The sequence below is a fragment of the Aeromicrobium sp. Sec7.5 genome, assembly GCF_036867135.1.
Taxonomy (GTDB): domain Bacteria; phylum Actinomycetota; class Actinomycetes; order Propionibacteriales; family Nocardioidaceae; genus Aeromicrobium.
In genome coordinates, this window is the sequence record NZ_JBAJIJ010000001.1 from 575,218 (window position 1) to 600,408 (window position 25,191).

26 protein-coding genes and 1 tRNA gene are annotated in these 25,191 nt (G+C 72.9%); 23 read left to right on the top strand and 4 right to left on the bottom strand.

Annotated features, from left to right (window positions below; translation table 11 throughout):
- The first annotated feature begins 102 nt into the window (after nt 1–102).
- The 8 genes from ssd to V6S66_RS02985 all read left to right on the top strand — a co-directional run bounded on the left by ssd (nt 103) and on the right by V6S66_RS02985 (nt 5,152).
- Nucleotides 103–1,140 (top strand): septum site-determining protein Ssd, encoded by a 1,038-nt coding sequence (gene ssd / locus V6S66_RS02950; protein WP_334205271.1) that lies wholly within the window; start codon nt 103–105, stop codon nt 1,138–1,140.
- A complete protein-coding gene (locus V6S66_RS02955) occupies nt 1,137–2,300 on the top strand; it encodes a TadA family conjugal transfer-associated ATPase (RefSeq protein ID WP_334205272.1) in 1,164 nt (387 codons plus the stop codon). Before ssd ends, V6S66_RS02955 begins: the two co-directional genes overlap by 4 nt.
- Nucleotides 2,297–3,103 (top strand): type II secretion system F family protein, encoded by an 807-nt coding sequence (locus tag V6S66_RS02960; protein WP_334205273.1) that lies wholly within the window; start codon nt 2,297–2,299, stop codon nt 3,101–3,103. The genes V6S66_RS02955 and V6S66_RS02960 overlap by 4 nt, the downstream gene beginning before the upstream one ends.
- A 10-nt stretch (nt 3,104–3,113) precedes the next feature.
- Nucleotides 3,114–3,803 (top strand): type II secretion system F family protein, encoded by a 690-nt coding sequence (locus V6S66_RS02965; protein WP_334205274.1) that lies wholly within the window; start codon nt 3,114–3,116, stop codon nt 3,801–3,803.
- 103 nt (nt 3,804–3,906) lie between these two features.
- Nucleotides 3,907–4,095, top strand: coding sequence for a DUF4244 domain-containing protein (locus tag V6S66_RS02970; protein ID WP_334205275.1), 189 nt, complete (start codon nt 3,907–3,909; stop codon nt 4,093–4,095).
- Nucleotides 4,096–4,158: 63 nt separating this feature from the next.
- A complete protein-coding gene (locus V6S66_RS02975; protein ID WP_334205276.1) occupies nt 4,159–4,413 on the top strand; it encodes a DUF4244 domain-containing protein in 255 nt (84 codons plus the stop codon).
- Nucleotides 4,410–4,778 carry a TadE family type IV pilus minor pilin gene (locus V6S66_RS02980; protein WP_334205277.1) on the top strand — a complete coding sequence of 123 codons (369 nt, stop codon included), beginning with the start codon at nt 4,410–4,412 and terminating at the stop codon, nt 4,776–4,778. Before V6S66_RS02975 ends, V6S66_RS02980 begins: the two co-directional genes overlap by 4 nt.
- On the top strand, nt 4,775–5,152 hold the full coding sequence (locus tag V6S66_RS02985) for an Rv3654c family TadE-like protein (protein WP_334205278.1): 378 nt from the start codon (nt 4,775–4,777) through the stop codon (nt 5,150–5,152). The genes V6S66_RS02980 and V6S66_RS02985 overlap by 4 nt, the downstream gene beginning before the upstream one ends.
- Here V6S66_RS02985 and V6S66_RS02990 read toward each other — a convergent pair.
- Nucleotides 5,134–7,434, bottom strand: a complete 2,301-nt coding sequence (locus tag V6S66_RS02990) for a DEAD/DEAH box helicase (protein WP_334205279.1) — start codon at nt 7,432–7,434, stop codon at nt 5,134–5,136. The genes V6S66_RS02985 and V6S66_RS02990 overlap by 19 nt on opposite strands.
- A gap of 111 nt (nt 7,435–7,545) precedes the next feature.
- On the opposite strand from V6S66_RS02990, the gene V6S66_RS02995 reads away from it, so the two are divergent.
- The 10 genes from V6S66_RS02995 to V6S66_RS03040 all read left to right on the top strand — a co-directional run bounded on the left by V6S66_RS02995 (nt 7,546) and on the right by V6S66_RS03040 (nt 19,541).
- Complete coding sequence (locus V6S66_RS02995) at nt 7,546–7,887, top strand: anti-sigma factor antagonist (RefSeq protein WP_334205280.1); 342 nt, start codon at nt 7,546–7,548, stop codon at nt 7,885–7,887.
- On the top strand, nt 7,884–9,377 hold the full coding sequence (locus tag V6S66_RS03000; protein ID WP_334205281.1) for a DUF7059 domain-containing protein: 1,494 nt from the start codon (nt 7,884–7,886) through the stop codon (nt 9,375–9,377). Before V6S66_RS02995 ends, V6S66_RS03000 begins: the two co-directional genes overlap by 4 nt.
- Nucleotides 9,378–9,481: 104 nt before the next feature.
- On the top strand, nt 9,482–12,217 hold the full coding sequence (gene topA / locus V6S66_RS03005; RefSeq protein WP_334205282.1) for a type I DNA topoisomerase: 2,736 nt from the start codon (nt 9,482–9,484) through the stop codon (nt 12,215–12,217).
- A gap of 101 nt (nt 12,218–12,318) precedes the next feature.
- The gene (locus tag V6S66_RS03010) at nt 12,319–13,167 is read left to right on the top strand and encodes an alpha/beta fold hydrolase (RefSeq protein ID WP_334205283.1); all 849 of its coding nucleotides are present in this window, start codon (nt 12,319–12,321) and stop codon (nt 13,165–13,167) included.
- Nucleotides 13,168–13,310: 143 nt separating this feature from the next.
- Nucleotides 13,311–14,363, top strand: coding sequence for an adenosine deaminase (locus V6S66_RS03015; RefSeq protein ID WP_334205284.1), 1,053 nt, complete (start codon nt 13,311–13,313; stop codon nt 14,361–14,363).
- Nucleotides 14,364–14,392: 29 nt separating this feature from the next.
- Complete coding sequence (locus V6S66_RS03020) at nt 14,393–15,262, top strand: hypothetical protein (protein WP_334205285.1); 870 nt, start codon at nt 14,393–14,395, stop codon at nt 15,260–15,262.
- Nucleotides 15,263–15,278: 16 nt separating this feature from the next.
- Nucleotides 15,279–16,118: a hypothetical protein gene (locus tag V6S66_RS03025; RefSeq protein WP_334205286.1), complete on the top strand. Its 840-nt coding sequence runs from the start codon at nt 15,279–15,281 to the stop codon at nt 16,116–16,118.
- Between the two features lie 23 nt (nt 16,119–16,141).
- Nucleotides 16,142–16,795: a dTMP kinase gene (gene tmk / locus V6S66_RS03030; RefSeq protein ID WP_334205287.1), complete on the top strand. Its 654-nt coding sequence runs from the start codon at nt 16,142–16,144 to the stop codon at nt 16,793–16,795.
- The gene (locus tag V6S66_RS03035; protein ID WP_334205288.1) at nt 16,792–17,940 is read left to right on the top strand and encodes a DNA polymerase III subunit delta'; all 1,149 of its coding nucleotides are present in this window, start codon (nt 16,792–16,794) and stop codon (nt 17,938–17,940) included. The genes tmk and V6S66_RS03035 overlap by 4 nt, the downstream gene beginning before the upstream one ends.
- 71 nt (nt 17,941–18,011) lie before the next feature.
- Nucleotides 18,012–19,541: an alpha/beta hydrolase gene (locus tag V6S66_RS03040; protein WP_334205289.1), complete on the top strand. Its 1,530-nt coding sequence runs from the start codon at nt 18,012–18,014 to the stop codon at nt 19,539–19,541.
- A 188-nt stretch (nt 19,542–19,729) separates the two neighbouring features.
- On the opposite strand, the gene V6S66_RS03045 is transcribed toward V6S66_RS03040, so the two are convergent.
- A complete protein-coding gene (locus tag V6S66_RS03045; protein WP_334205290.1) occupies nt 19,730–20,020 on the bottom strand; it encodes a chorismate mutase in 291 nt (96 codons plus the stop codon).
- A gap of 97 nt (nt 20,021–20,117) precedes the next feature.
- Here V6S66_RS03045 and V6S66_RS03050 point away from each other — a divergent pair.
- Nucleotides 20,118–20,193 (top strand) — tRNA-Thr (locus V6S66_RS03050).
- Nucleotides 20,194–21,091: 898 nt separating this feature from the next.
- Here V6S66_RS03050 and V6S66_RS03055 read toward each other — a convergent pair.
- Both V6S66_RS03055 and V6S66_RS03060 read right to left on the bottom strand, forming a co-directional pair.
- Complete coding sequence (locus V6S66_RS03055; protein ID WP_334205291.1) at nt 21,092–21,235, bottom strand: hypothetical protein; 144 nt, start codon at nt 21,233–21,235, stop codon at nt 21,092–21,094.
- A gap of 29 nt (nt 21,236–21,264) precedes the next feature.
- Nucleotides 21,265–22,425, bottom strand: coding sequence for a pyridoxal phosphate-dependent aminotransferase (locus tag V6S66_RS03060; RefSeq protein WP_334205292.1), 1,161 nt, complete (start codon nt 22,423–22,425; stop codon nt 21,265–21,267).
- Nucleotides 22,426–22,638: 213 nt separating this feature from the next.
- On the opposite strand from V6S66_RS03060, the gene V6S66_RS03065 reads away from it, so the two are divergent.
- From V6S66_RS03065 to V6S66_RS03080, 4 genes are read left to right on the top strand one after another with little or no spacing between them, the layout of a single operon-like run.
- Nucleotides 22,639–23,361 (top strand): sortase domain-containing protein, encoded by a 723-nt coding sequence (locus V6S66_RS03065; protein WP_334205293.1) that lies wholly within the window; start codon nt 22,639–22,641, stop codon nt 23,359–23,361.
- 24 nt (nt 23,362–23,385) lie between these two features.
- Nucleotides 23,386–24,036, top strand: coding sequence for an orotate phosphoribosyltransferase (gene pyrE, locus V6S66_RS03070; RefSeq protein ID WP_442885885.1), 651 nt, complete (start codon nt 23,386–23,388; stop codon nt 24,034–24,036).
- Nucleotides 24,033–24,692 (top strand): TrmH family RNA methyltransferase, encoded by a 660-nt coding sequence (locus V6S66_RS03075; RefSeq protein WP_334205294.1) that lies wholly within the window; start codon nt 24,033–24,035, stop codon nt 24,690–24,692. Before pyrE ends, V6S66_RS03075 begins: the two co-directional genes overlap by 4 nt.
- 10 nt (nt 24,693–24,702) lie before the next feature.
- Nucleotides 24,703–25,167 carry a GNAT family N-acetyltransferase gene (locus V6S66_RS03080; RefSeq protein ID WP_334205295.1) on the top strand — a complete coding sequence of 155 codons (465 nt, stop codon included), beginning with the start codon at nt 24,703–24,705 and terminating at the stop codon, nt 25,165–25,167.
- Nucleotides 25,168–25,191: the final 24 nt, after the last annotated feature.

The following is a 25,191-nucleotide window of genomic DNA, read 5'->3' on the forward strand; positions in this document are numbered from 1 at the left end:
GGCCCGACGGACGCTCGTCCCCAGGTCGCGCGGCGATGCTGGCCGTCCACAGGCCACGAGCGGCCCGTCGCACGGGCCAGGCGGGCCGGTCAGGGTCGGAGCATGGATGCAGTCGTCGTCGTCGCGGCCACCGACGCCGCCACCCGTGAGGCCGCCGCCCGGTGGGCGGCCGCTCTGGGGGCCGTCGCCGAGCCGGCCGTGAGTGTCGCCGAGGCCCGACGTCACTGGGCCGAGGCCGCGGCCGTCGTCGTCGACGCGCCGATGGCGCGAGCGCTCGTCGAGGCCGAGGTCGCCCGCCGGCCCCATGTCGTGCTCGTCGACCCGGCGGTCGGCGACCACGACGAGGTCTGGCGCACGGCGGTCCGCCTCGGGGCGGCGCTCGTCTGCCGTCCGGATGCGGACGCCCAGCGGGAGGTGCTCGAGCTGCTCGGGGCGGCACTCGAGGGCCGTGCCGAGGCCTGCGTGCTCGCGGTCGTCGGAGCCGTCGGGGGAGCCGGTGCCTCCACGGTCGCCGCCGGTGTCGCGCTGGCGTCCGCGCAGCGCTCCTGGCGCACCGTGCTGTGCGACCTCGACCCGTGCGGCGGCCTCGACCTCGTGCTGGGCGCCGAGGCCGAGGACGGCGCCCGGTGGGACACGCTCGACCTGGGCGGCGGCCGCCTGCCGGCGGGCGCGCTCGTCGACGTCCTGCCCCACCACCGCGACGTGGCGTTCCTGACCCGCTCGCGCGACGGCGCTGCGGCGGAGCCGGAGGCGCGCACCGTCGTGTCGGCCGCACGCAGGGCGGCCGACCTCGTCGTACTCGACGTCCCCCGCCACCCGACCGCGCTCTCGGTCCTCGGGGCCGCAGAGCTGACCCTCGTCGTGGTGCCCGAGTCCGTCCACGGCATCGCAGCGGCGCGCCACCTGCTCACGGCCGTGCGCGCGAGTGCGGGCACGGTCGTCGCGGTGGGTCGTGGCCTGCCCGGCGGGTTGGGGCGCGGAGCGCTCAGCGACCACCTCCCGGTCCCGGTCGTCGCACGCACGGCTCACCGGCGCGCCGTGTCCCGGTCGATCGCGTCGGGCCGTGGCCCCGCCCGGTCGCGGTCGCTCGACGCCCTCGCCGTGACCGTGCTGGGCCTGCTCGGGATGGGGCCCCGGTGACCGCCGTGACGGAGGCCCTCGTCGAGCGGGTCCGGCGCCGGCTGGCGGCTGACGCGGTGGCGCCGTCGCCCGAGAACGTCGCGCGGGCGCTCCGGGCCGAGCCGGGGGTGCTCGGCCCCGACACCGTCCTGGCCATCGTCGACCGGGTGCGTCGCGACACCGGGGGTGCCGGGGCCCTGGAGCCGTTGCTGGCACTTCCGGGTGTCACCGATGTCCTCGTCAACGGGCCGGATGCCGTGCACGTCGACCGCGGCCACGGCCTCGAGCCCGCCGACGTGCGCTTTCTGGACGAGGCCGAGGTGCGGCGGCTCGCCCAGAGGCTCGCGGCCCTGGCGGGTCGGCGGCTCGACGACGCCAGCCCGTGGGTCGACGCGCGGCTGCCCGACGGCACCCGCCTGCACGCGGTCCTGGCCCCCATCGCGCAGCCCGGCACGGTCCTGAGCCTGCGGGTCCCGTCCCGCCTGAGCCTCGGCCTCGACGACCTCGTGGCCGCCGGCTCGCTCACGGCCGCCGGGGCCGACGTGCTCCGGGGGGTCGTGGCCTCGCGGGCGGCCTTCATGGTCTCGGGCGGCACGGGCTCGGGCAAGACGACGCTGCTGGCCGCGCTGCTCGCCGAGGTGCCGGCGCAGGAGCGACTGGTCGTGGTGGAGGACGCCGCCGAGCTCCGGCCCCGCCACCCGCACGTCGTCGCGCTGGAGGCGCGGCCGCCCAACGTCGAGGGACGTGGGGCCGTCGACCTGCGCGACCTCGTCCGACAGGCCCTGCGCATGCGTCCGGACCGGCTCGTCGTCGGCGAGGTGCGCGGCGCCGAGGTCGTCGACCTCCTGGCAGCGCTCAACACCGGGCACGAAGGCGGGTGCGGCACGATCCACGCCAACTCCGCGTCCGACGTCCCGGCACGGTTCGAGGCTCTGGCGCTCACGGCCGGTCTGCCGCGCGAGGCCCTCCACGCCCAGCTTGCCGCCGGGCTGGACCTCGTGGTCCACGTGCGGCGCGACCACGAGGGGCGTCGGTCGGTCGACCACGTCGGGGTCGTGCGGTCCGGGCCCGATCGCCTCGTCGACTGCGTCCCGGCGCTCCTGCTCGGTCCGGGCGGGCTCCGGGAGGGGCCGGGGCACGACGAGCTCAGGGCCGTGCTCGGACGAGGCGGCGTGCGGTGAGCGCCGTCCCGTTTGCCGCGTGGGCAGCGGTCGCCGCGGGGTGCGCGCTTCTCCTCGCGCGTCCTGACCCGCGCTGGGTCGCCTCGCACCGGCTGCCGGACTCGGCCCTCGCGCGATGGCCTCCACGACTCTTCCTCGTCGTGCTGGTCCCCGGGGTCGCCGGCCTCCTGCCGCTGCTCGACGGCGTCGCGGTGCTCCTCGTGCTCGTCACGGCGCTGGGCGTGGCCGTGTTCGCGAGTCGTGAGCTGCGCCGTGGCCGACACCGCCAGGAGGTGCGCGTTGCCGTGCAGGAGGTCACCGAGCTCGTCGACGCGCTGGCGGCCGAGATGCGCGCCGGAGTGCTGCCCCACCGCGCGCTCGCGACCGTCGCGGTCGACCACCCGCTCCTGGCGCCGGCGGCCCAGGTCGCCGAGCTCGGTGGCGACACCGCCGACGCGCTGCGCGTCGCGGCCGACGTCCCCGGGCGGTCCGGGCTCGACGCCCTGGCCGGTGCGTGGCACGTGAGCGAGGCCTGCGGTGCGCCCCTGGCCGAGGTCCTGGACCGGGTGGCGCGGGGGCTCCGGTTCGAGACCGAGCTGGCCGACGACGTCCGGTCCACGGTCGAGCCGGCCCGGGCGACGGGACGCCTGCTCGCGGCACTGCCGCTCCTCGGCCTCTTCCTCGGCGCGGGGCTGGGGGCCGACCCCGTGGAGGTGATCACCTCGACGCTCCCCGGAGCCGCCAGCGTGGCCGCGGGCACGGCACTGGCCTGCGCGGGCGTCCGCTGGATCGACGCCACGGCCGACCGCGCCGAGCGCGGATGAGGCGCGGCGCATGACGCTGCTCGCCGCAGTGCTCACGGGCGCGTCCGTGCTGCTGCTGGGCGGGCCCTCGCCGCACCGCCGGGCGCGGCGGGTCCTGGGCGTCGCGGCGCCTCCCCGGGAGGTCGATCGCGGGATCCTGGTGGCCGCGGCGGTCGTGCTGGCAGGCACCCTGGTCGTCGGATGGCCCTGGGGAACCCTGGCCGGCGGCGTGGCCGCCCCGTTCGTGCGCGAGCGGGTGGCTCGGGCCCGTCGTCCATCCCCGATCGTCCCCGCTGCGGTGCCGCTGACGCTCGACCTCGTGGCTGCCGCGCTCGACGCGGGCCGACCACCGGGGGCCGCGGTGGCCGCGGCCGCCCGGGCGATGCGGGGCGAGGTCGGTGCGGAGCTCGCGGACCTGGCCTCCCGACTCGTCACGGTGGCCGACCCGGCGCGGGTCTGGCGCGATGCGACCCGCCACCCGAACCTGGCCCCGCTGGCCCGTGCCCTGGTGCGCGCGGAACGGTCGGGCGCGGCGCCCGCGCTGGTGGTCACGCACGCGGCGGACGACCTGCGGCGCCGGCGCCAGGCCGAGATGACGCGGCGCACCCGGGCAGGCGGCGTCGCCACCGCGCTGCCGCTCGGGCTGTGCTTCCTGCCGGCGTTCTTCCTGGTCGGCATCGTGCCGACGATCCTGGGTCTCGTCGGCTCGGTCCTCGGATGACCGTCCCCAGGCGCCGCGGGTCCACAGGCGGTCGATCGGTCCGCAGCCGGGCCTCGCCGCCGCCCATCTTCTCGGTGTCCAACCATCGATGAAAGGACTCCTCATGAGTCGACTCCCCATCCGTGACCACGCTCGCCGGGACGAGCGCGGCATGACCACCTCGGAGTACGCGGTCGGCACCGTCGGTGCCTGCACGGTCGGCGGCGTGCTCGTGCAGATCGCCCAGAGCGACTGGTTCAACGGCATGCTCAAGGGCCTCTTCGACAAGATCCCGTCGCTCGGGCTGTTCTGACCCCCGGAGGCCGGGGCGCCGCGAGCGCCCCGGCCTTGCCCGTTCGATCGAGGAGCACCATCGATGACCCTTCACCCCTTCTCGCGGCCGACCTCACCCTGCTGCGACGACTCGGGCCGCGACGACTCGGGCGTCACCACCGCCGAGTACGCCGTCGGCACGGTGGGCGCGTCCGCCATGGCCGCCGTGCTCGTGCGCCTGGCCGGCGACGGCACGCTGCTCGAGCTCGTGCGGCCCTGGCTCGAGCTCGGCCTCCGTGATCTTCCCTGGGCCGACGGGTGGCCGTTCCTGCGTCCGTTCCGCGGGATCCTGCGGTGACCCGGCGATCGTCCGCCGACGGGGAGCGGGGCATGGCCACGGCCGAGCTCGCCGTCATCACGCCCCTGGCCGTGGTCGTGGGCGTGCTGCTGCTCTGGACGGGCTCGCTCGGCTACACGCAGGTGCGGCTCACCGACGCCGCCCGTGAGGCGGCCCGCATGGTGGCACGGGGCGATGCCGTCGCGGAGGCCGAGCAGGTCGCCCGTGACCAGGCGCCCGAGGGCTCGGAGGTCGTCATCACCGAGCGCGACGGCGTCGTCGAGGTCGTCGTCTCGGTGCGGTCGACGTTGCCCGGCACGTGGTTCGACGACCCGGTCGGCCGAGACCTCTCCTCGACGGCGGTCGCGGCCCTGGAGTCCTCGTGACGCGAGCACGGCGGCCGCGCGGGCGCGAGGTCGGCGCCGTGTCGGCCGCCGCGGTCGGCGTCGCCGTTCTCCTGCTGGTCGTCGCCGGGAGCGTGCTCGAGCTCGGGTCGGCCGTCCGCGCGAAGCACGCCGCGGCGGCAGCGGCCGACCTGTCGGCGCTCGCGGCCTCCCGCGCGGTCGAGGCCGGGCGCGACGGCTGCGCGGCGGCCCGCGACGTCGCACGCCAGAACGGTGCCGAGATCGTGACGTGCCGGCTCGACGCCGCGGTCGCCACGATCACCACCGAAGTACGGACACCTCGGTGGTGGGGGCGGGGCTGGTCGTCGCGACAGACCTCGCGCGCCGCGCCGGCCAGCTATCTCGACGGGTCGTGAGCGTCACGCAGCACGGCGTCCAGCAGGCGCACCGCCCCGGCCTTGTCCAGCGGGTCGTTGCCGTTGCCGCACTTCGGCGACTGCACGCAGGCCGGGCACCCGGTGGGGCAGGGGCAGGCGGCGATCGTGTCGCGGGTGAACCGCAGCCACGTGGCTGCGGTGTCGTAGCCACGCTCCGCGAACCCCGCGCCCCCGGGATGGCCGTCGTGCACGAACACCGTCAGCCGACCCGTGTCGGGGTGCAGGGCCGTCGAGAGTCCGCCGAGGTCCCACCGGTCGCACGTCGCGAGCAGGGGCAGCAGCCCGATCGAGGCGTGCTCGGCCGCATGTGCCGCCCCCGGCACGTCGATCGCCTCGAGGCAGGCCGCGACCTGCTCCGGCTCGAGGGTCCACCACACGGCGGAGGTGCGCAGGCTCCGTTCGGGCAGGTCCAGCAGCTCCTCGCCGAGCGTGCCACCGCCGCTCGAGGACCGACGCAGGTACGAGGTCACCTGCGTCGTCACGTCCACGGTGCCGGTCGCGATCGTGGCGTGGCCCCAGTCGGTCGTGTGCGCGGTGTCGACGACGTCGACACGGGTCGACGACCGCGCCTGCGTCGTCCAGCCGGGGTCGTCGCGCCGCACGACCGCCGCGCCGTCCTCGGGGGAGTACTCCTCCACGACGTACGTGTCGCCCTGGTGCACGTACACGGCTCCCTCGTGCACGGTCCCGTCGGCGGTGCCGGCATCGACCGTGCCCACGAGGCGCCCGGTCGCGGCGTCCACGATCTGCACGGGCCGTCCGCTCCCGCCGCGCAGGTCGGCCAGGTCGCTCGCGCGCTCGCGCCGCGTCCAGAACCACCCGGCGCTCCGGTGACGCAACCAGCCGGCGTCCGTCAGGGCGTCGACGCCTTCGCGAGCGCGCGGCCCGAAGCGGTCGAGCTCCCGCTCGCTCAGCGGCAGCTCGTGGGCCGCCGCGGCCAGGTGGGGGCCGAGCACGTGCGGGTTGTCGATGTCGAACACCGTGGCCTCGAGCGGGGCCGCGAAGATCGTCTCGGGGTGGTGGACGAGGTAGGTGTCGATCGGGTCGGGCCGCGCGATCAGCACGCCCAGCGACTCCTGGCCACCGCGACCCGCCCGCCCCCACTGCTGGAACAGCGAGGCCCGGGTGCCTGGAAAGCCGACCGTGACCACGGCGTCGAGGCCCGAGACGTCGATGCCGAGCTCGAGCGCCGACGTCGAGGTGAGGCCGAGCAGATCGCCCGACCTCAGACGCTCCTCGAGCAGCCGACGCTCCTCCGGGAGGTAGCCGCCGCGGTAGGTGGCCACGCGTTCCGGGAGTGACGGGTCGACATCGGCCAGCAGGTCGCGGGCGCGCGAGGTCACGTGCTCCGCGCCCCGGCGGGACCGCACGAAGCACACGCTCTGCACCTCGGCCGACGTGAGGTCGGCCAGGAGGTCGGCGGCCTCGTGCGACGCCGGCCGCCGGGCTCCCGAGGCGACGTCGTCGGCGTCGAGCAGCGGCGGCTCCCAGAGCGCGATGGTGCGTGCGCCGTGCGGCGACGCGTCCTCGGTCACCGCGGTCGCGTCGAGACCGGTCAGCCGCCTCGCGAACGCCTCGGGATAGGCCACGGTCGCCGACGAGCACACCACGACGGGGGTCGCCCCCGCGTGCTCGCACAGCCGCAGCAACCGGCGGAGCACGAGGGCCACGTGGGCACCGAAGACACCCCGGTAGTGGTGGCACTCGTCGACGACGATGACCCGCAGCCCGCGCAGCAACCTGGTCCAGCGCTGGTGGCCCGGCAGGATCACGTGGTGCAGCGTGTCGGGATTGGTCAGCACCCATGCCGCGTGGTCCCGGGCCCACTGGCGCTCCTCACGGCTGTTGTCGCCGTCCACCGTCGCGGCACGCACCTGCGGGTCGAGCTCGCGCAGGCGCCGCAGCTGGTCGGCGGCCAAGGCCTTGGTGGGGGCGAGGTAGAGCACGGAGGGCAAGCGTGAGCCGTGGAGCGCCTCGCCCTCCCGGCCGCCCGTGAGCGCGGTGAGCGCCGGGACCTGGAAGGTCAGTGACTTGCCCGACGCGGTGCCGGTCGTCACGACGACGTTCCGACCCGCGCGGACGTGGTCGATCGCCTCGCGCTGGTGCGCCCAGAGATGGGTCACGCCTTGGCGGGCGTAGGCCGCGCGCACCGATCCCGGCACCCACTCGGGCCAGGGCTCCACGACCGCCTCGCGCGCCGGCTGCAGCTCGACGTGCGTGACGCGCTCTCCGTGGCGCGCGACGAGATCGGCCGGTCGCACGACCCGAGTCTCCCAGACGCCCGGTCGCCCCCGACCGGCCGAGCGAGCGCCTTCGACGGTCGCTTCCGGGCGAGGCGTGCCAGAATGACGCGAACCTGGAGGGGAGATCAGATGGAGCTCACGGTGGAGACGCGTGCGGTACCGCCGTTCGAGGTGCTCGAGATCGGTGGAGAGATCGACGTGTACACGGCACCGCGGCTGCGCGAGGCCGTGGTGGAGGCGATCGAGAGCGGCAAGCTGCGGTTGATCGTCGACGTCCAGCGGGTCGACTTCCTGGACTCGACCGGACTCGGCGTCCTGGTGGGAGCCCTCAAGCGGGTCCGTGCCGACGACGGCACGCTCGACATCGTCTGCACGCACGAGCGGCTGCTCAAGATCTTCCAGATCACGGGTCTGGACAAGGTGTTCGGCCTGCACGACAGCGTCGAGGCCGCCGTCGCCGCCCACGCGTGAGCCGGCTCTCGCTCCCGCACGACGTCACCGACCGGCTCGCGGACGCGCTCCGCGGCGCCACGTTCACGGCCGACGGCGTGCACGCCCTCCTGGGCACCAGCGCCCACGCGGCACTCGGACGCAACGAGTCGACCCCGGCCGTCCGCGCGGCGTCGGACGGCTCGCCGCTCGCGGTGCTCGTGCGCCTGTTCACCCTGCAGCGCCCCGTCGAGCGTGGGGCGGCCGACCGGGCGCTCCCGGGCCTCGTCGAGCCGCTGGCCGCCGCGGGGCTCCTCGCAGTCTCCGGCGACGAGGTGCGGGCCCGGGTCGACGTGCGGCCCTACGGCGACGAGGACCACGACTGGTGGGTCGTCTGCGACCTCACGCCTGGGATCGACGCCTCACCGGTCGAGGTGGGCCCCGAGCACGTGCTGGGCATCAGTGAGGCGTCCTCCTCCCTGGCCCGACTCGTGGCGCGTCGTCCCGTCGACCGCGCGCTCGACCTCGGCACCGGCTGCGGCGTGCAGGCCCTGCACCTCGCGCAGCATGCCCGGCACGTCGTCGCCACCGACGTCAACCCGCGGGCGCTCGACATGGCGCGCCTCACCGCCCAGATCAATGCGGCACAGCTCAACGGGGTCGATCTCGACGTCCGCGACGGCAGCCTGTACGAGCCCGTCGCGGGGGAGCGCTTCGACCTGATCGCCTCGAACCCACCGTTCGTCGTGTCGCCGCCCGACGGCGACCGCCTGGTCTACCGCGAGACCGGCTTCGAGGGCGACGACGTCGTGCGTCGGCTGGTCGCCGGCGCCGCCGACCACCTCACGGACGACGGCATGTGCCACCTGCTGGCGTCCTGGGTGCATCCCGCCGACGGCTCGTGGCAGGACCGCCTCGCAGGCTGGATCGAGCACACCGGTCTCGACGCCTGGGTGCTCGAGCGCGAGGAGGTGGACCTCGAGGCCTACACCGAGATGTGGCTCGCCGACTCCGGACACCGTGGCCGCCCCGGGTACACCGCCGCCTACGACCGCTGGCTCGGCTGGTTCGCCGAGCAGGGGATCGGCGCCATGGGATTCGGCTGGATCACGCTGCGCCGCGCGGGGCGCACCACGCCCTCGGTGCGTATCGAGTCGTGGGACGGACAGGTCGCCGGCCCGGTCGGCCCCACCGTCCTGCAGTGGGCCGAGGCCCACGACGTGACGGGCGAGGTGCTCGACCACACGTGGACGACCGCCCCCGACCTCGTCCAGCACACGTGGGGCGAGCCGGGCGCGGAGGACCCCGCCGTCATCACGGTGCGCCTCCAGGAAGGCCTGCGCCGCGAGCGCCGTGTCGACACCGTGACCGCCGGACTGCTGTCCGCCAGTGACGGCGACCTCACCTCGGGGCAGGTCCTGGGGGCCATCGCGACGCTGCTCGACCTCGACCCGGAGACGCTGAAGGACGAGCGTCGCGCGGAGGTCGCTGACCTCGTGGCCGAGGGGTTCCTGGTCGCGTCTCGGGCCTAGTCACGCCACGCCCGCTCCGGGCGAGGGATGCAGACTTGTTGCGGGAGCACGCTACGGTGTGCCCGCCGGTTGCCGTCGTTCCCGGCCCTAGAGAGGATTCCCCCGTGACCAGCCTCGTGATCGTCGAGTCGCCGAACAAGGTCCGCAGCATTGCGGGCTACCTCGGCGACGGCTACGTCGTGGACGCCTCGGTGGGTCACATCCGTGACCTGCCCCAGGGCGCCGACGAGGTCCCGGCCAAGTACAAGGGGCTGCCCTGGGCACGCCTCGGGGTCGACATCGACAACGACTTCGAGCCGGTCTACGTCGTCTCGGCCGGCAAGAAGTCGCAGATCACCAAGCTCAAGAAGCTCCTCAAGGACGCCGACGAGCTCGTGCTGGCGACGGATGAGGACCGCGAGGGCGAGGCCATCGCGTGGCACCTGCTCGACGAGCTCAAGCCCAACGTCCCGGTCAAGCGCATCGTCTTCAACGAGATCACCAAGGAGGCGATCCAGCGCGCGATCGCCAACCCCCGTGACGTCGACATGGACCTGGTCGACGCGCAGGAGACCCGCCGCATCCTCGATCGTCTCTACGGCTACGAGGTCAGCCCGGTCCTGTGGAAGAAGGTCATGAGCGGCCTGTCGGCCGGTCGCGTGCAGTCCGTCGCGACCCGCCTGGTGGTCGAGCGCGAGCGCGAGCGCATCGCGTTCCGGTCCGCGTCCTACTGGGACCTCGACGCCACGTTCGACGCGAACGAGAAGCACGATCCGCAGTTCTTCCCCGCCCGACTCATGACGGTCGAGGGCAAGCGCATCGCCACCGGGTCGGCGTTCGGTGCCGACGGCCAGCTCAAGAACCCCGAGGTCGTGCAGCTCGACGAGGCCTCGGTCACGACGTTGGCCGAGGGCCTGCGCGGTCGCCCCCTCACGGTGGCCTCGGTCGAGGCCAAGCCGTACTCGCGCAAGCCGTACGCCCCGTTCCGCACCACGACGATGCAGCAGGAGGCCTCCCGCAAGTTCGGCTGGGGCGCCGCTCGCACGATGCAGGTCGCGCAGCGCCTCTACGAGGGCGGCTACATCACCTACATGCGGACCGACTCCTCGACGCTGAGCCAGACCGCCCTCAACGCGGCCCGCGCCCAGGTCGGCGAGCTGTACGGCGCGGCCTACCTGCCCGACAAGCCGCGCGTCTACGCCGGTACCTCGAAGAACGCGCAGGAGGCCCACGAGGCCATCCGCCCCGCCGGCGAGCGGTTCCGCACGCCGCAGAAGGCCGGCCTCTCCGGCGACGAGGCGAAGCTCTACGAGCTGATCTGGAAGCGCACGATCGCCTCGCAGATGAAGGACGCCCAGGGCGAGCAGCTCTCGATCAAGCTCGCCGGCGACGCCACCGACGGCCGCGCGGTCGAGTTCACCGCGTCGGGCCGGACGATCACGTTCCACGGCTTCCTCAAGGCGTACGTCGAGACGCACGAGGACCCGACGGCCCAGGGCGACGACCAGCAGACCAAGCTGCCCAACCTCGCCCAGGGCGACACGGTCCTGGCGCACGAGCTGGTGCCCAGCGGCCACGAGACGAAGCCGCCGGCGCGCTACACCGAGGCCAGCCTGATCAAGGAGCTCGAGGAGCGCGAGATCGGTCGCCCCTCCACCTACGCCTCGATCATCAACACGATCCAGAACCGCGGCTACGTCTACAAGAAGGGCACCGCGCTGGTCCCGGCGTGGATCGCCTTCAGTGTCGTGCGGCTGATGGAGCAGCACTTCAGCCGGCTGGTCGACTACTCCTTCACGGCGCAGCTCGAGGGCGTGCTCGACGAGGTCGCGCACGGTCGCGAGGACCGCCTTCGCGTGCTGCAGGGCTTCTGGTCCGGCGACAACGAGGGCGACACCGGCCTCAAGAAGCTCGTCGAGAACCTCCCCGACATCGACGCCCGTGGCCTGGCCACGTTCGACCTCGGCGAGGGCGTCGCGGTGCGCGTCGGCCGCTACGGCCCGTACGTCGAGGGCCCGCCGATGGTGCCCGGCGACGGTGGCACCGAGGTGCCCACCCGCGCCAACGTGCCCGAGGACCTCCCGCCCGACGAGCTCACGCTCGACGCGGCCCGTGAGCTGCTGCAGAACCCGGCCGGCCAGGAGAAGCACCTCGGCACCCACCCGGAGTCGGGTCTGGACGTCGTGGCCCGCAACGGCCGCTACGGTCCCTACGTCGTGGAGTCGCTGCCCGACGGCTCGCCCAAGTCGGCCAAGCCGCGCACGTCCAGCCTGTTCAAGACGATGGACCTCGACTCGCTCTCGCTCGACGACGCGGTCAAGCTGCTCACGCTGCCTCGCGTCGTCGGCACGGGCGAGGACGGCGAGGAGATCACGGCGCTGAACGGCCGCTACGGTCCGTACCTCAAGAAGGGCACCGACTCGCGGTCGATCGAGACCGAGGAGCAGCTGCTCACCCTGACCGAGGCCGAGGCCCGCGTCATCTACTCGCAGCCGAAGACGTATGGCCGGCGTGCCGCCGCGGCCCCGTTGAAGGAGCTCGGCGTCGACCCGGTCAGCGAGAAGCCGATCGTCGTCAAGGACGGCCGCTTCGGGCCCTACGTCACCGACGGCGACCACAACGCGAGCCTGCGCAAGGACGACGACGTCGACACGATCACGCCGGAGCGCGCGCACGAGCTGCTTGCGGAGCGCCGGGCCAAGGCCCCCGCGAAGAAGGGCGCCAAGAAGGCGGCCAAGAAGTCGCCGGCCAAGAAGACGGCGGCGAAGAAGACGGCCGCGAAGAAGACCGCCGCGAAGAAGACGCCGGCCAAGAAGACCGCCGCCAAGAAGACGGGCACCTCGGCGAAGAAGGCGGAGTAGGGCCTGTGCTTGGTGCCAGCGGGCGGTGAGTGTTCCACCGCCCGAGCGCCCAGGTGGTGGAACACTCACCGCCCACCCCGGGCTCCGGGCATACTCGCGGCATGACTGCCCCTCTCGCGCGCATCTCGAGCTACACGAATGACGGGCTGACGTTCGACGTCGTCGACTCCGGACCGATCGACGGCGACGTCGTGCTGCTGCTGCACGGGTTCCCGGAGCGGGCATCGTCGTGGGACGAGGTCTCGGCGCGTCTTCACGCGGAGGGCTACCGCACGCTCGCGCCTGACCAGCGCGGCTACTCGCCCGGCGCGCGCCCCCGCGGTCGTCGCAGCTACCGGGTCGACCTCCTCGTCGGTGACGTCGCGGCCCTCGTCGAGCGCGCCGGCGGCCGGGCCCACGTCGTCGGTCACGACTGGGGCGCGATGGTCGCCTGGTCGCTGGCGATCGCCCGTCCCGACCTGGTGCGCAGCCTCACGGCGCTGTCGGTGCCGCACCCGGCGGCCTTCGTGCACGCGCTCACGCGGTCGGTCCAAGGCCTGAAGTCCTGGTACATGCTCGCGTTCCAGATCCCGTTCCTGCCCGAGCTCGTGCTGAGCCGGCGCTGGCGGATCCACCGACGGATCATGCGCGGCACCGGCATGAGCGACGCCGACGTCGACCGCTTCCGGTCCGGGATCCTCGACCACGGCGCGCTGCGCGGCGGGCTCGGCTGGTACCGCGCACTACCGTTTCTGGACCGCCGGGCACCGACCCGGGTGTCCGTCCCCACGACGATGGTCTGGAGCGACCGCGACCTGTTCATCGGGCGGGCGTCGGCCGAGGCCAGTGAGCAGCACGTCGACGCGCCGTACGAGCTCGTCGTGCTCCTCGGCGTGAGCCACTGGATCCCCACGGAGGTCCCGGACGCCGCGGCCGACGCGATCCTCGCCCGCACGTCGTCGGTCGACTGACCGCTCCCGGACGCCCCTCGACGCCCGCCGGCGGCATTGCTAGCGTGACCATCGCGGTCGACGAGAGGCGCTGCGACGGGCTGGGCCCGCCACGCTCGTCAGGCCCGCAGGACGGAAGGGCGCCTCCCACCCAGGAGGTCGCCATGGCGCCCACTGACCCCGCCCTCACCGACCCCGCCCTCACCGAGCTGATCGCCGCCCTGCCGAAGGCCGAGCTGCACGTGCACCACGTCGGCTCCGCGAGCCCGGCCACGGTGGCTCGCCTGGCGGCCCGCCACGAGGGCTCGAGCCCCGTCCCGACCGATCCCGAGCTCTTGGCCGAGTACTTCACGTTCACCGACTTCGCCCACTTCATCGAGGTCTACCTGTCGGTCGTCGACCTGATCCGCACGCCAGACGACGTCGCGACCCTGACGTACGACGTCGGCGCCGACCTCGCCCGGCAGAACGTCCGGTACGCCGAGCTCACCGTGACGCCCTACACGTCCGTCGTCCGAGGCATCGCTCCCGACGCGTTCTGCGAGGCCATCGAGGACGCCCGGCAGCGGGTGGCTCGCGATCACGGGACGCAGCTGCGGTGGATCTTCGACATCCCGGGGGAGTCGGGTCTCCCGGCGGCCGACGCCACGTTGGCGATCGCCCTCGGGCAGCAGCCGGACGGCTTGGTCGGGTTCGGGCTCGGCGGGCCCGAGGTCGGCGTGCCTCGACCGCAGTTCGCCCCCCACTTCGCGGCCGCCCGTGCCGCGGGGCTGCGGAGCGTGCCGCACGCGGGTGAGACCACGGGTCCGCAGACCGTCTGGGACGCGCTGGAGCACCTCGGCGCCGAGCGCATCGGCCACGGCATCGCGGCTGCGCAGGACGAGGCGCTGATGGCGCACCTCGCCGAGCACCAGATCGCCCTGGAGGTCTGCCCGACGTCCAACGTCTGCACGGGGGCGGTCGCGAGCCTGGCCGAGCACCCGCTGCCGCAGCTCGTCGCCGCCGGCGTGCCGGTCACGATCGCGTCGGACGACCCGCCGATGTTCTCGACCACGCTCCTGCGCGAGTACGAGGTGGCGGCCGAGCTCCTGCAGCTCGACGCTGCGGGCGTCACCGAGCTGGTGCGGCAGTCGGTGCGGTTCTCGTTCCAGAGCGACGCCGAGAAGGCGGCCCTGCTCGCCGAGATCGACGCGATGGGGAGTCGTCCCCGGGGATGAGCCGCCCGACCTCGCCTAGGGTCGGGTGCATGCGGCGGACGGCGACGGGACTCATGGTGGTGCTGGTCGTCACCGTGCTCGCGGGCTGCGGCGACGTCAACAAGGGCTCGGCGTTCGCGGCCGAGTTCCAGGTGTTCCTCGACGGACGCGACGACCTCGAGGTCGCCGAGGCCGGTGGCACGAACCCGCTGCCGTGGTCCGGGACGGGCGACGTGTCGGTGGAGGTCGTGGCCGGCCTGAGTGACGACGAGGTCGTCGACGCGGTCTGGGAGATCACCGCGCACGAGGTCGAGAACCAGGTCTCTTACGACCTCGAGGTGAGGTTCCCGACGCAGACCGACACGGGCGACCCGGCACTCGCTGCGTTCCACCTGGGCGTGCCGGGGCCGGCTCCCGAGGGGGACGAGGCCGAGCTCCGCCGCGAGATCGAGCGTCGCCTCGGCATCGCCCGCACCCTGGTCGGGTTCGGCATCGGGGAGACCGAGGCCTCCGCCGGGCCCGACGACTTCCGGATGCGGTCGACGGGCGACGCCCTGGCCGTCGCCACGGCCCTGTGCGACGACACCGGTCTCGAGCGGGTCGTCGACTACTTCTTCGTCGAAGGGCCCGCGCCCGACGGCACCCTCCCCGGGGGCACGGTCGAGGACGACCTCTCGACCGGCACGCCCGGGAGCCGCGTCACGCTCGTCGACGCGGGCGACTGCTCGTGGCTCTCCGGCATGACCGAGATCCTGGCGCTCATGGCCGTTCCGGGAGCGGTCACGTCCTACTCCGCCGAGCACTCGGAGTTCGACGACCGGCCGTCGCTGCGGGTCACGCTGGCCCCCACCGTCCCGGTCGACGTGGCCCCCGCCCAGGCGCGAGCCGCCGAGCTCGGCGTGGACGTCTACTTTGCGTAGGCCTGGGGTCCACGACATGCGACGCGCGGCGATGGCGTCCGGAGTGGCGCTGGTCGTCATCGGACTTGCGGGCTGCGGCGCGGTCGACCGGGGAGCGGCCTTCGCGGACCAGTTCCGGCCGTTCCTCGACGGTCGCGACGCCGTCGAGGAGTCGTCGATCTCCGTGGGAGGTGGCGCGCTGCCGTTCACGGGGTCGGCCGACGTGACGGTGACGCTCGTGGACGACCTGAGCGACGTCGAGATCGTGCGGGAGGCGTGGGAGATCACGGCCCACGAGGTCGACGACCAGGTCGGCTACGGGCTGGAGGTCCGGTTCGCGGCGGAGAACCGTGAGGGAGAGTGCACCATCACGGCGTTCTCGCTCCAGGTGCTCGAGGCCGCTCCGGACGACGACGAGCTGCGCGACGACATCGCCGACCGCGTCGACCACGCCCGCGCATTCGCGGCCCTCGGCACCGGACCGAGCGAGGTCGAGGCCGATGGGTCGGCGAACACGCTGACGACGCGTGCCGATGCGCTCGCGGTGGCCGCCGCGGCCTGCGAGGACGAGGACCTCGTGGAGTCGCTGGAGTCACTGACCGTGGCGGGCACGCTCCCGACCGGCGCGGGCAGCGGCAGCGACACGACGAGCGAGGCGACCATCCGTGGCTTCGGCGACTGCTCCTGGGTGCCCGACGCGACGGCCGTCCTGCAGGCGATCGGCGACCTCGGCCCGGTCGGGACGTACTCGGTCGCGTTCAACGGGTACCTGGAGCGGCCGCAGCTCTCGGTGTCGCTCGTCCCCGGAACCGTCATCGACCCCGCGGCACCGCTGGCGATCGCGGCCGACCTCGGGGTGGAGCTCCTCTTCTCGTAGGCGCGAGCCACTAGGCTCCCGGCATGGCATCTGACTCCGGCGCCGGGTTCTTCCTCGTGCTCGAGGGCGGCGAGGGCGGTGGCAAGTCCACCCAGGCCGATCTCGTGGTGCAGTGGCTGCGTCAGCAGGGACGCACGGTCCTGCAGACGCGCCAGCCGGGAGGCACCCCCGTCGGGTCCCGCCTGCGCGAGATCCTGCTCGATCCCGCCACCGGCGCCCTCGACCCCCGCACGGAGTCGCTCGTGTACGCCGCCGACAAGGCCGAGCACGTCGCCACGGTCATCGCGCCCGCGCTCGCCCGCGGCGAGGTCGTGGTGTGCGACCGCTATGTCGACTCCACGCTGGCCTACCAGGGCGCGGGCCGCGCGATCGACGCCACCGAGCTCGCCCGGGTCGCGGCCTGGGCCACGGGCGACCTCCGTCCGCACCTCACGGTCGTCCTCGACGTCGACCCGGAGGTCGGCCTGGTGCGCGCCGGACGTGCCGGCGACGGCCACGACCGCATCGAGGCCGAGCCCCTGGAGTTCCACCGGCGAGTCCGACGGCACTTCCTCGACCTCGCGGCCAAGCGTCCGGACGAGTACCTCGTGGTCGACGCCGACCGCGAGCCGGGCAGCGTGCACGCCGACATCCGCGCGGCTCTCGAGTCGCGGCTGTTGACCGAGGTGCGGCCATGACGGTGTGGACCGAGCTCGTCGGGCAGGAGCCCGTCGTCGACACGCTGCAGGGCGTCGTCGCCGATCCGCGGGGGGCCACCCACGCCTGGCTCTTCACCGGACCACCCGGGTCAGGCCGCTCCACCGCCGCGCTCGCGTTCGCCGCGGCGATGCAGTGCGACACGGGCGGCTGCGGATCCTGCGAGTCCTGCCGCATGGCGGCGGCCGGCTCCCACCCCGACATCCGCACGATCCGCACCGATGGCCTCTCGATCGGCGTCGACCTCGCGCGCGACGCGGTGCGCCGCGCGGCCCTGCACCCCGCGGTCGGCCGCTGGCAGGTGCTCGTGGTCGAGGACGCCGACCGGCTCACCGACCAGGCCGCCAACGCCCTGCTGAAGTCGCTCGAGGAGCCTTCGCCGCAGACGGTGTGGATGTTGTGCGCCCCGGCGGCCGAGGACGTCATCGTCACGATCCGCTCGCGCTGCCGATCGGTCGTGCTGCGCACCCCGCCGGCCACCGCGATCGCCGAGCTCCTCGTCCGGCGCGACGGCATCGAGCCCGCTCTCGCGGCAGCCGTCGCAGCCGCCTCGCAGGGTCACATCGGTCGCGCCCGTGGCCTGGCCCGCGATCCCGAGGCGCGCGAGCGCCGCCGCCAGATCCTGTCGATCCCGCAGCGCGTCGCCCACCTCGGCGACGCACTCGTCGCGGCGCAGCAGGTCGACACCGAGGCCACGGCCCGGGCCGCCGCGTTCAGCGACGTCGCCGACGCTCGCGAGCAGGGCGACATCAAGGCCAGCTGGGGCGTCGAGGACCGCGGCAAGCGGCCGGCGGGCTACGCCGGTGCACTCTCGAGCCTCACGAAGGAGCAGGAGCGTCGGCGCAAGCGGCTCGCCCGCGATGCGATCGACGGGGTGCTGCTCGACCTGCTCGCATTCTGCCGCGACGTCGCCGCCCTGCAGCTCGGGGCGGCGTCCGCCACCCACGGCCTGGTCAACGCCGACGTCGCCGACGCCGCCGTGGGGCAGGCCGAGGTGTGGACGGTCGAGGAGACGATGGCGGCGATCGATGCCATCGTGGAGTGCCGGCTGGCGCTGGAGGCCAACGCCGCACCGCTGCTGGCGCTCGAACGCCTCATGTCGACGTTCGTGCCCAGCCGGGCCTGACCCACCGCACGACCCGCCAGAACCTGCCTCACGCCAGACCGCACGCCGCCAACCAGTCACGGGGGACCACGATGTCGAAGAAGCTCTGGATCATCGGAGGGCTGGTGCTCGCGCTGATCGTGGCGGGCTCGGTCACGGCCGTGCTGCTGCTCGCCGGCGGCGACGACGACGTGCGCACGGATCCTGATCCGAGCAAGAACGTCAGCTACCCCGAGGGGCTCGAGGAGTACTACACGCAGGACCTCGACTGGGAGGACTGCGGCACCGACCGGTGCGCCGACATCACGGTCCCGATCGACTACGCCGAGCCCGACGGCGACACCACCGAGCTGCGCATGCGGGTGGTCGGCGACGAGGACGCCGAGCAGCACCTGTTCGTCAATCCCGGCGGTCCGGGCGGTTCCGCCGTCGACTACGCCACCACGATGGCGTTCCAGCTCGGCGACGACGTGACCGACGCCTACGCGATCGTGGGGGTCGACCCGCGCGGGGTGGGGGTCAGCTCCCCGCTGGAGTGCTACGACGACGAGCAGTTCGACGCGTACGTCGACACCGACCCGACCCCCGACGACCCGGCCGAGGTGCAGGCCTCGATCGACCAGCTGACTGGCATGGCCGAGGCGTGCGAGGAGAACTCCGGCGACCTGGCCGGCCACGTCTCCACCGTCGAGGTCGCGCGCGACATGGACATCGCCCGCGCGCTCGTGGGCGACGCCAAGCTCAACTGGTTCGGCGCCTCGTACGGCACGTACCTGGGCGCCACGTACGCCTCGCTGTTCCCCGACAAGGTCGGCCGCATGGTGCTCGACGGTGCGATCAACCCCGAGCTCGGCCCGGTCGACTCCGCACTGGGCCAGGCCACGGGCTTCCAGCGCGCCCTCGAGGCCTACATCGCCGACTGCGTCACCGAGGCCGACTGCCCGCTCGGCACCGACGAGGCGGCGGCGGAGCAGCAGCTCGCGGCCCTGCTGGCCCAGCTCGACGCGCAGCCGATGCCCACCGACGACCCGGACCGCCCGCTCACCGAGGGCCAGGCGTTCTTCGGCATCGCCCTGCCGCTGTACAGCGAGACGCTGTGGGGCGAGCTCACGAAGGCCCTGACCCTGGCGATCGGCGAGGGTGACGGCGCCGGCCTGCAGTTCCTGTCGGACGCCTACTTCGAGCGCAGCGAGGACGGCTCGTACGGCTCCAACATCGGTCAGGTCATCACGGCGGTCAACTGCCTCGACGCGACCGAGCGTCCCACCTTCGGGGAGCTCGAGGCCGACGTCGCCGAGTTCGAGGCCGTCTCACCGGTCTTCGGGCGAGCGCTGGGCCTGGGCGCCGGCGGTTGCTCGGCCTGGCCGTTCGAGTCCGAGGCCGACCCGGTCGACTTCTCGGCCACGGGTGCGCCGCCGATCCTGGTGCTCGGCACGACCCGCGACCCCGCCACGCCCTACGAGCAGGCCGTCGAGCTGGCCGACATCCTCGACTCCGGCGTGCTGATCTCGCGTGACGGCGACGGCCACACCGCCTACCAGTCCGGCAACCGCTGCGTCACCGACGCGGTCGACGCCTACCTGGTCGACGGCACGGTCCCCGACGACGACCCGGAGTGCTAGTCGACCACTGACGCGCGGCCTCGTGGTGCCGGGACGCGCTCCTTCGTCGCGCTCACTCCCGACACTCGCTAGCGCGGGTCCTGAGGTGCGAGGAGCCCTGGCGACGAGCCTCGAAGGGCGCGTCGGGTCCGTCAGCCTCGCTCCGCTCGGCCCTGCCCCTGACCTAGGTCGCGCGCTGGTGCCCGTTGTTACTGGCGGGCGGCCTCGTGGTGCCTGATGACCTCGTCGATGACGAACGTCAGGAACTTCTCGGCGAAGGTCGGATCGAGATCGGCCTCGATCGCCAGACCACGGAGTCGCTCGATCTGGCGAGCCTCACGAGCCGGGTCGGACGGCGGCATGTCATGGGTCGCCTTGAGGCGTCCGACGCGCTGGGTGTGCTTGAACCGCTCGGCGAGCAGGTGCACCAACGCCGCATCGATGTTGTCGATGCTCGCGCGGATCCGGGTCAGCTCGTCGGTCACGTCGTCGTTGCTCACGTCGCGATCCTAGGCGTCGGCCGACCCGGATTCGCCTCCCCGTCCCGGGGTGGGTAAAGTCGGGCTTCGGTCCGACGGGCGATCCTCGGCGGACTCCGCCGCCTTAGCTCAGTCGGCAGAGCGTCTCACTCGTAATGAGAAGGTCGTCGGTTCGATTCCGACAGGCGGCTCCACGCCAGAACCCCAGCCACGTGCTGGGGTTCTGTCGTTGGTGGGTGCGGGAGGGCCTCAGCTCGACCCGGCAGGGCGTCTCACTCGTCATGAGAAGGTCGTCGGTTCGATTCCGACAGGCGGCTCCACGCCAGAACCCCAGCCACGTGCTGGGGTTCTGTCGTTGGTGGGTGCGGGAGGGCCTCAGCTCGACCCGGCAGGGCGTCTCACTCGTCATGAGAAGGTCGTCGGTTCGATTCCGACAGGCGGCTCCACGCCAGAACCCCAGCCACGTGCTGGGGTTCTGTCGTTGGTGGGTGCGGGAGGGCCTCAGCTCGACCCGGCAGGGCGTCTCACTCGTCATGAGAAGGTCGTCGGTTCGATTCCGACAGGCGGCTCCACGCCAGAACCCCAGCCACGTGCTGGGGTTCTGTCGTTGGTGGGTGCGGGAGGGCCTCAGCTCGACCCGGCAGGGCGTCTCACTCGTCATGAGAAGGTCGTCGGTTCGATTCCGACAGGCGGCTCCACGCCAGAACCCCAGCCACGTGCTGGGGTTCTGTCGTTGGTGGGTGCGGGAGGGCCTCAGCTCGACCCGGCAGGGCGTCTCACTCGTCATGAGAAGGTCGTCGGTTCGATTCCGACAGGCGGCTCCACGCCAGAACCCCAGCCACGTGCTGGGGTTCTGTCGTTGGTGGGTGCGGGAGGGCCTCAGCTCGACCCGGCAGGGCGTCTCACTCGTCATGAGAAGGTCGTCGGTTCGATTCCGACAGGCGGCTCCACGCCAGAACCCCAGCCACGTGCTGGGGTTCTGTCGTTGGTGGGTGCGGGAGGGCCTCAGCTCGACCCGGCAGGGCTGGGGCGCCCCGAACGCAGCAGGACCCCGGCCACCGGCCAGGGTCCTGATCGTTCGCGCGAGGTGGTTCAGCCGTGCTGGCCGGATCCGCGCTCGAACAGCACGGGGTAGATCACCACGGCGAGCAAGTAAGCCTCCAGGAGCACAAGAGTTGCCACGATGAGTCCGAGCCACTCGTCCACGATGCCTCCGGTCGTCTGGGGTCCTGCCATATTCAACGACCGTCGGCCCGTGGCGTTACTCAACGTGACGAGAGTCGCCCCAGTCGGATGATCGCCTCATCGATGACCTCCGGCTTCTTGCAGAAGGCCCACCGCACGAACGGCCGGCCGGGCTCGGGGTCGAGGTGGAGCACCTGGTGGGGCACCGCCACGACACCGGCGAGCTCGGGCAGGCGCCGGCAGAAGTCGAGACCGTCGTCGAAGCCGAGCGGCCGGATGTCGGTCGTGGCGAAGTACGTGGCAGCGGGGCGGATCACGTCGAATCCGACGGCCTCGAGTCCGTCGCACAGCAGGTCGCGCTGCGTCTGCAGGTCGCGGGCGAGCCCGGCCACGAAGTCGTCGGCGTGGTCGAGAGCCCAGGCCACGGCGCCCTGGAACGGTGTGCCGGAGGTGTAGGTCAGCCACTGCTTCGCGGCCATGACCGCATCCACGAGCCCGGCCGGACCCGTGGCCCACCCCACCTTCCAGCCCGTGACCGAGAACGACTTGCCGGCGCTCGAGATCGTCACGGTCCGATCGGCCAGGCCGGGCACGGTCGCGAGCGGGCGGTGGCGGACGCCGTCGAAGGTCAGGTGCTCATAGACCTCGTCGCTGATGACGACGAGGTCGTGCTCCTGCGCGATGGCAGCGAGCGCGACCAGCTCGTCGCCACCCAGCACGGCACCCGTCGGGTTGTGCGGGGTGTTGACGATGATGGCGCGGGTGCGGGGGCCGGCCGCCGCGCGGATCTCGTCGACCGGCAGGCGGAACTCCGGCGCGCGGAGCGTGACGGGCACGGGCACCCCGCCGGCCATCTGCACCATCGCCACGTAGGAGTCGTAGAAGGGTTCCAGCACCAGGACCTCGTCGCCGGGATCGATCAGCCCGAGGACCGCTGCGGCGATGGCCTCGGTGGCGCCCGTCGTGACGATGACCTCACGATCGGGGTCGAGGACGAGGCCGTGGTGGCGCTCCTGGTGTCGGGCGATGGCGGCGCGCAGCTCGGGGGTGCCACGGCCAGGTGCGTACTGGTTGTCACCGGCCGCGATGGCGTCTCGGGCACGGTCGAGCAGCCCGGCGGGTCCGCTCGTGTCGGGGAATCCCTGCCCGAGGTTGACGGCACCGGTGCGGGCGGCGAGGGCACTCATCTCGGCGAAGATCGTGGTGCCGAGGCTGGCGACGCGGGAGCTGGGACCGACCATGTCGGCGAGCCTAGACGCCGGTCGGGCCGCGTGGGCCACGACGGCCGTCCGGGCATGAAAGGGCCCCGCCGTTCTCGGGGGGTGAAACGGCGGGGCTGATCCCAGTGTACGCACACCGGTGGTGCAGTCGTCAATGAACGGACGCCTTCCCGACACCGGACGGTGAATGTTTCGATACCCGTGTTCGGACTGGTGTGGGAGGATTTGGACATCATGGCCGTCATCGAGGCTCCTCAGCAGCCGTCCTCACCCCCGCCGCGCCGGCGCAAGCCGCGTCGCCGCAGCCGACTCCTGACGATCCTCGGCCTGGCCCTCGTGCTGACCGGCGTCGGCTTCATCGGGTACGTCGGGTGGGAGCTCTACGGCACCAACATCGTCTCGGCGCAGAAGCAGGAAGCGGTCAAGGAGCAGATCTCCGAGGACTGGGCCAACAACATCGACTCCAACGCGATCGGCCTCCTGCGGGTCGAGCGCTGGGGCAGCGACTACGAGATGCCGATCATCCCCGGCAGCGACCTGCTCGACTCCAAGGGCCGCTCGGCCCTGGCGAGCGGCGTGGGCTGGTACGAGAAGGGTGTCGGGCCGGGAGAGGTCGGCAACTTCGTGATCGCGGGCCACCGCAGCGGCCGCGGCGCCGTCTTCAAGCGGCTGCCCGACCTCCGGGCCGGAGACATCGTCGAGATCGAGACCCGCACGCAGCTCTACACGTACCAGCTGCGCATGAACGGTGACGAGATCAAGGTCGACTACACGACCGCCTGGCCCCTCTTCCCGGTGCCCGACCCCAACGCGCGCGGCGCCACGCCGACCGACGAGCTCCTCACGATGATCACGTGCGCCGAGATGTTCAGCACCGACAACCGCCGCGTCGTGATCGGTGACCTCGTCGAGGTCGTCGACAAGCCCGCGGTGCAGGCCGCTCCCGCTGCCCAGTGAGTCGGGCACAGTGAGTCGGGCCGCGTGACCGAGATCCGCGACTACCAGCGTGAGTTCGTCGAGTTCGCGCTCGACCTGGGCGTTCTCTCCTTCGGTGAGTTCACCCTCAAGTCGGGACGCACCTCGCCCTACTTCTTCAACGCCGGGGGCTTTCGCACGGGCGCCGCGCTGGCGGGCCTGGGCCGTTTCTACGCCGACGCCATCGTGGCGGCGGGCCGCGAGTTCGACGTGCTGATGGGTCCGGCCTACAAGGGCATCCCGATCGCCGCGGCTACGGCGGTCCAGCTGTCCGAGCGGCACGGCCGTGACGTCCCCTGGTGCTTCAACCGCAAGGAGGCCAAGGACCACGGTGAGGGCGGCACGATCGTCGGCACACCGCTCGAGGGTCGGGTCCTGGTCATCGACGACGTCATCACGGCCGGCACCGCCATCCGCGAGGTCGCCGGCATCGTCGCGTCGGCAGGGGCCGAGCTCGTCGGGGTCGCCGTCGCGGTCGACCGGCAGGAGCGGGGACAGGGTGATCTCTCGGCCATCGGCGAGGTCGAGCGCGACCTCGACATCGGGGTCGACGCCATCGTCAACCTCGACCAGCTGATCGCCTACCTCGCCGAGACCGGTCGCCACGGCGAGCACCTCGACGCCGTGCGGGAGTACCGCAGCACCTACGGGGCATGACCCCGGAACCGTCACCTCCCGAGGCCGAGCCTGAGCCCGAGCCTGACCGGAGCGAGGTCGGCGTCGGGCCCTGGGACGGGCCGCTGCCGACCGGCGACCACTGGGATCCGGAGCTGCTGGCCGAGGGTGATCGCCGCAACGTCGTCGACCACTACCGCTACTGGCGCCTCGACGCGATCGTGGCCGACCTCGACACGCGGCGGCACGGGTTCCACGTCGCGATCGAGAACTGGCAGCACGACTTCAACATCGGCTCGATCGTCCGCACGGCCAACGCGTTCCTCGCGGCGGAGGTGCACGTCGTGGGGCGACGTCGGTGGAACCGGCGCGGCGCGATGGTCACCGACCGGTACCAGCACGTCCGCCACCACGAGACCGTCGCCGACCTGGTCGCGTGGGCGACCGAGCACGACCTGCCGCTGCTCGGCATCGACAACGTGGCGGGCTCGGAGGCGATCGAGTCGGCCGCGCTCCCGGTGCGGTGTGTCCTGGTCTTCGGCCAGGAGGGCCCAGGGCTGAGCGAGGAGGCGCGAGCGGCCTGCTCGGGCCTGTTGTCGATCGCGCAGTTCGGCTCGACCCGGTCGATCAACGCCGGCGCGGCTGCCGCCGTGGCGATGCACACCTGGATCCGCCAGCACGCCGGCCCGCCTGACTAGCATCGGCGCCATGGCGGACGTGGTGGTCGGGGTCGTGGAGCCGGGGTCCCCGGGAGCCCGCGCGGCGGTCACCGCGTACCTGCGCGAGCTGGACGAGATCTTCGCGACCGGGTTCGACCCTGAGCAGGCCGCGCGCGACGAGGTCGAGTTCACGGGTGATCGCGGACGGTTCCTCGTGGCCTCGGTCGACGGCGAGGTCGTCGGTTGTGGGGCACTGCGCTGGCTCGATGAGGGAACTGCCGAGGTCAAGCGGATGTGGGTGCACCCCCAGCGGCGTGGGCTCGGGGTGGCTCGGCTCCTTCTCGGGCACCTGGAGTCGACGGCGGTCGAGCACGGGCGGCCCGTCGTGCGCCTCGACACCCACGCCGACCTGACCGCGGCGATCGCGATGTACCGGCGATCCGGCTACGACGAGGTGCCGCGCTACAACGACAACCCGTACGCCCAGCACTGGTTCGAGAAGCGGATCGGCTGACCGTCGCCGCTCAGCGAGCCGCGG

Excerpts from the sequence above, each read along its gene's own strand:
- V6S66_RS02970 (WP_334205275.1), top strand. The coding sequence starts at position 3,907 with ATGAGTCGACTCCCCATCCGTGACCACGCTCGCCGGGACGAGCGCGGC.
- ssd (WP_334205271.1), top strand. The coding sequence starts at position 103 with ATGGATGCAGTCGTCGTCGTCGCGGCCACCGACGCCGCCACCCGTGAG.
- V6S66_RS03010 (WP_334205283.1), top strand. The coding sequence starts at position 12,319 with ATGACTGCCCCTCTCGCGCGCATCTCGAGCTACACGAATGACGGGCTG.
- V6S66_RS02975 (WP_334205276.1), top strand. The coding sequence starts at position 4,159 with ATGACCCTTCACCCCTTCTCGCGGCCGACCTCACCCTGCTGCGACGAC.
- V6S66_RS03080 (WP_334205295.1), top strand. The coding sequence starts at position 24,703 with ATGGCGGACGTGGTGGTCGGGGTCGTGGAGCCGGGGTCCCCGGGAGCC.
- V6S66_RS02995 (WP_334205280.1), top strand. The coding sequence starts at position 7,546 with ATGGAGCTCACGGTGGAGACGCGTGCGGTACCGCCGTTCGAGGTGCTC.
- V6S66_RS02965 (WP_334205274.1), top strand. The coding sequence starts at position 3,114 with ATGACGCTGCTCGCCGCAGTGCTCACGGGCGCGTCCGTGCTGCTGCTG.
- V6S66_RS03075 (WP_334205294.1), top strand. The coding sequence starts at position 24,033 with ATGACCCCGGAACCGTCACCTCCCGAGGCCGAGCCTGAGCCCGAGCCT.
- V6S66_RS03015 (WP_334205284.1), top strand. The coding sequence starts at position 13,311 with ATGGCGCCCACTGACCCCGCCCTCACCGACCCCGCCCTCACCGAGCTG.
- V6S66_RS03060 (WP_334205292.1), bottom strand. The coding sequence starts at position 22,425 with ATGGTCGGTCCCAGCTCCCGCGTCGCCAGCCTCGGCACCACGATCTTC.
- tmk (WP_334205287.1), top strand. The coding sequence starts at position 16,142 with ATGGCATCTGACTCCGGCGCCGGGTTCTTCCTCGTGCTCGAGGGCGGC.
- V6S66_RS03055 (WP_334205291.1), bottom strand. The coding sequence starts at position 21,235 with ATGGCAGGACCCCAGACGACCGGAGGCATCGTGGACGAGTGGCTCGGA.
- V6S66_RS03020 (WP_334205285.1), top strand. The coding sequence starts at position 14,393 with ATGCGGCGGACGGCGACGGGACTCATGGTGGTGCTGGTCGTCACCGTG.
- V6S66_RS03065 (WP_334205293.1), top strand. The coding sequence starts at position 22,639 with ATGGCCGTCATCGAGGCTCCTCAGCAGCCGTCCTCACCCCCGCCGCGC.
- V6S66_RS03035 (WP_334205288.1), top strand. The coding sequence starts at position 16,792 with ATGACGGTGTGGACCGAGCTCGTCGGGCAGGAGCCCGTCGTCGACACG.
- V6S66_RS03040 (WP_334205289.1), top strand. The coding sequence starts at position 18,012 with ATGTCGAAGAAGCTCTGGATCATCGGAGGGCTGGTGCTCGCGCTGATC.
- V6S66_RS03025 (WP_334205286.1), top strand. The coding sequence starts at position 15,279 with ATGCGACGCGCGGCGATGGCGTCCGGAGTGGCGCTGGTCGTCATCGGA.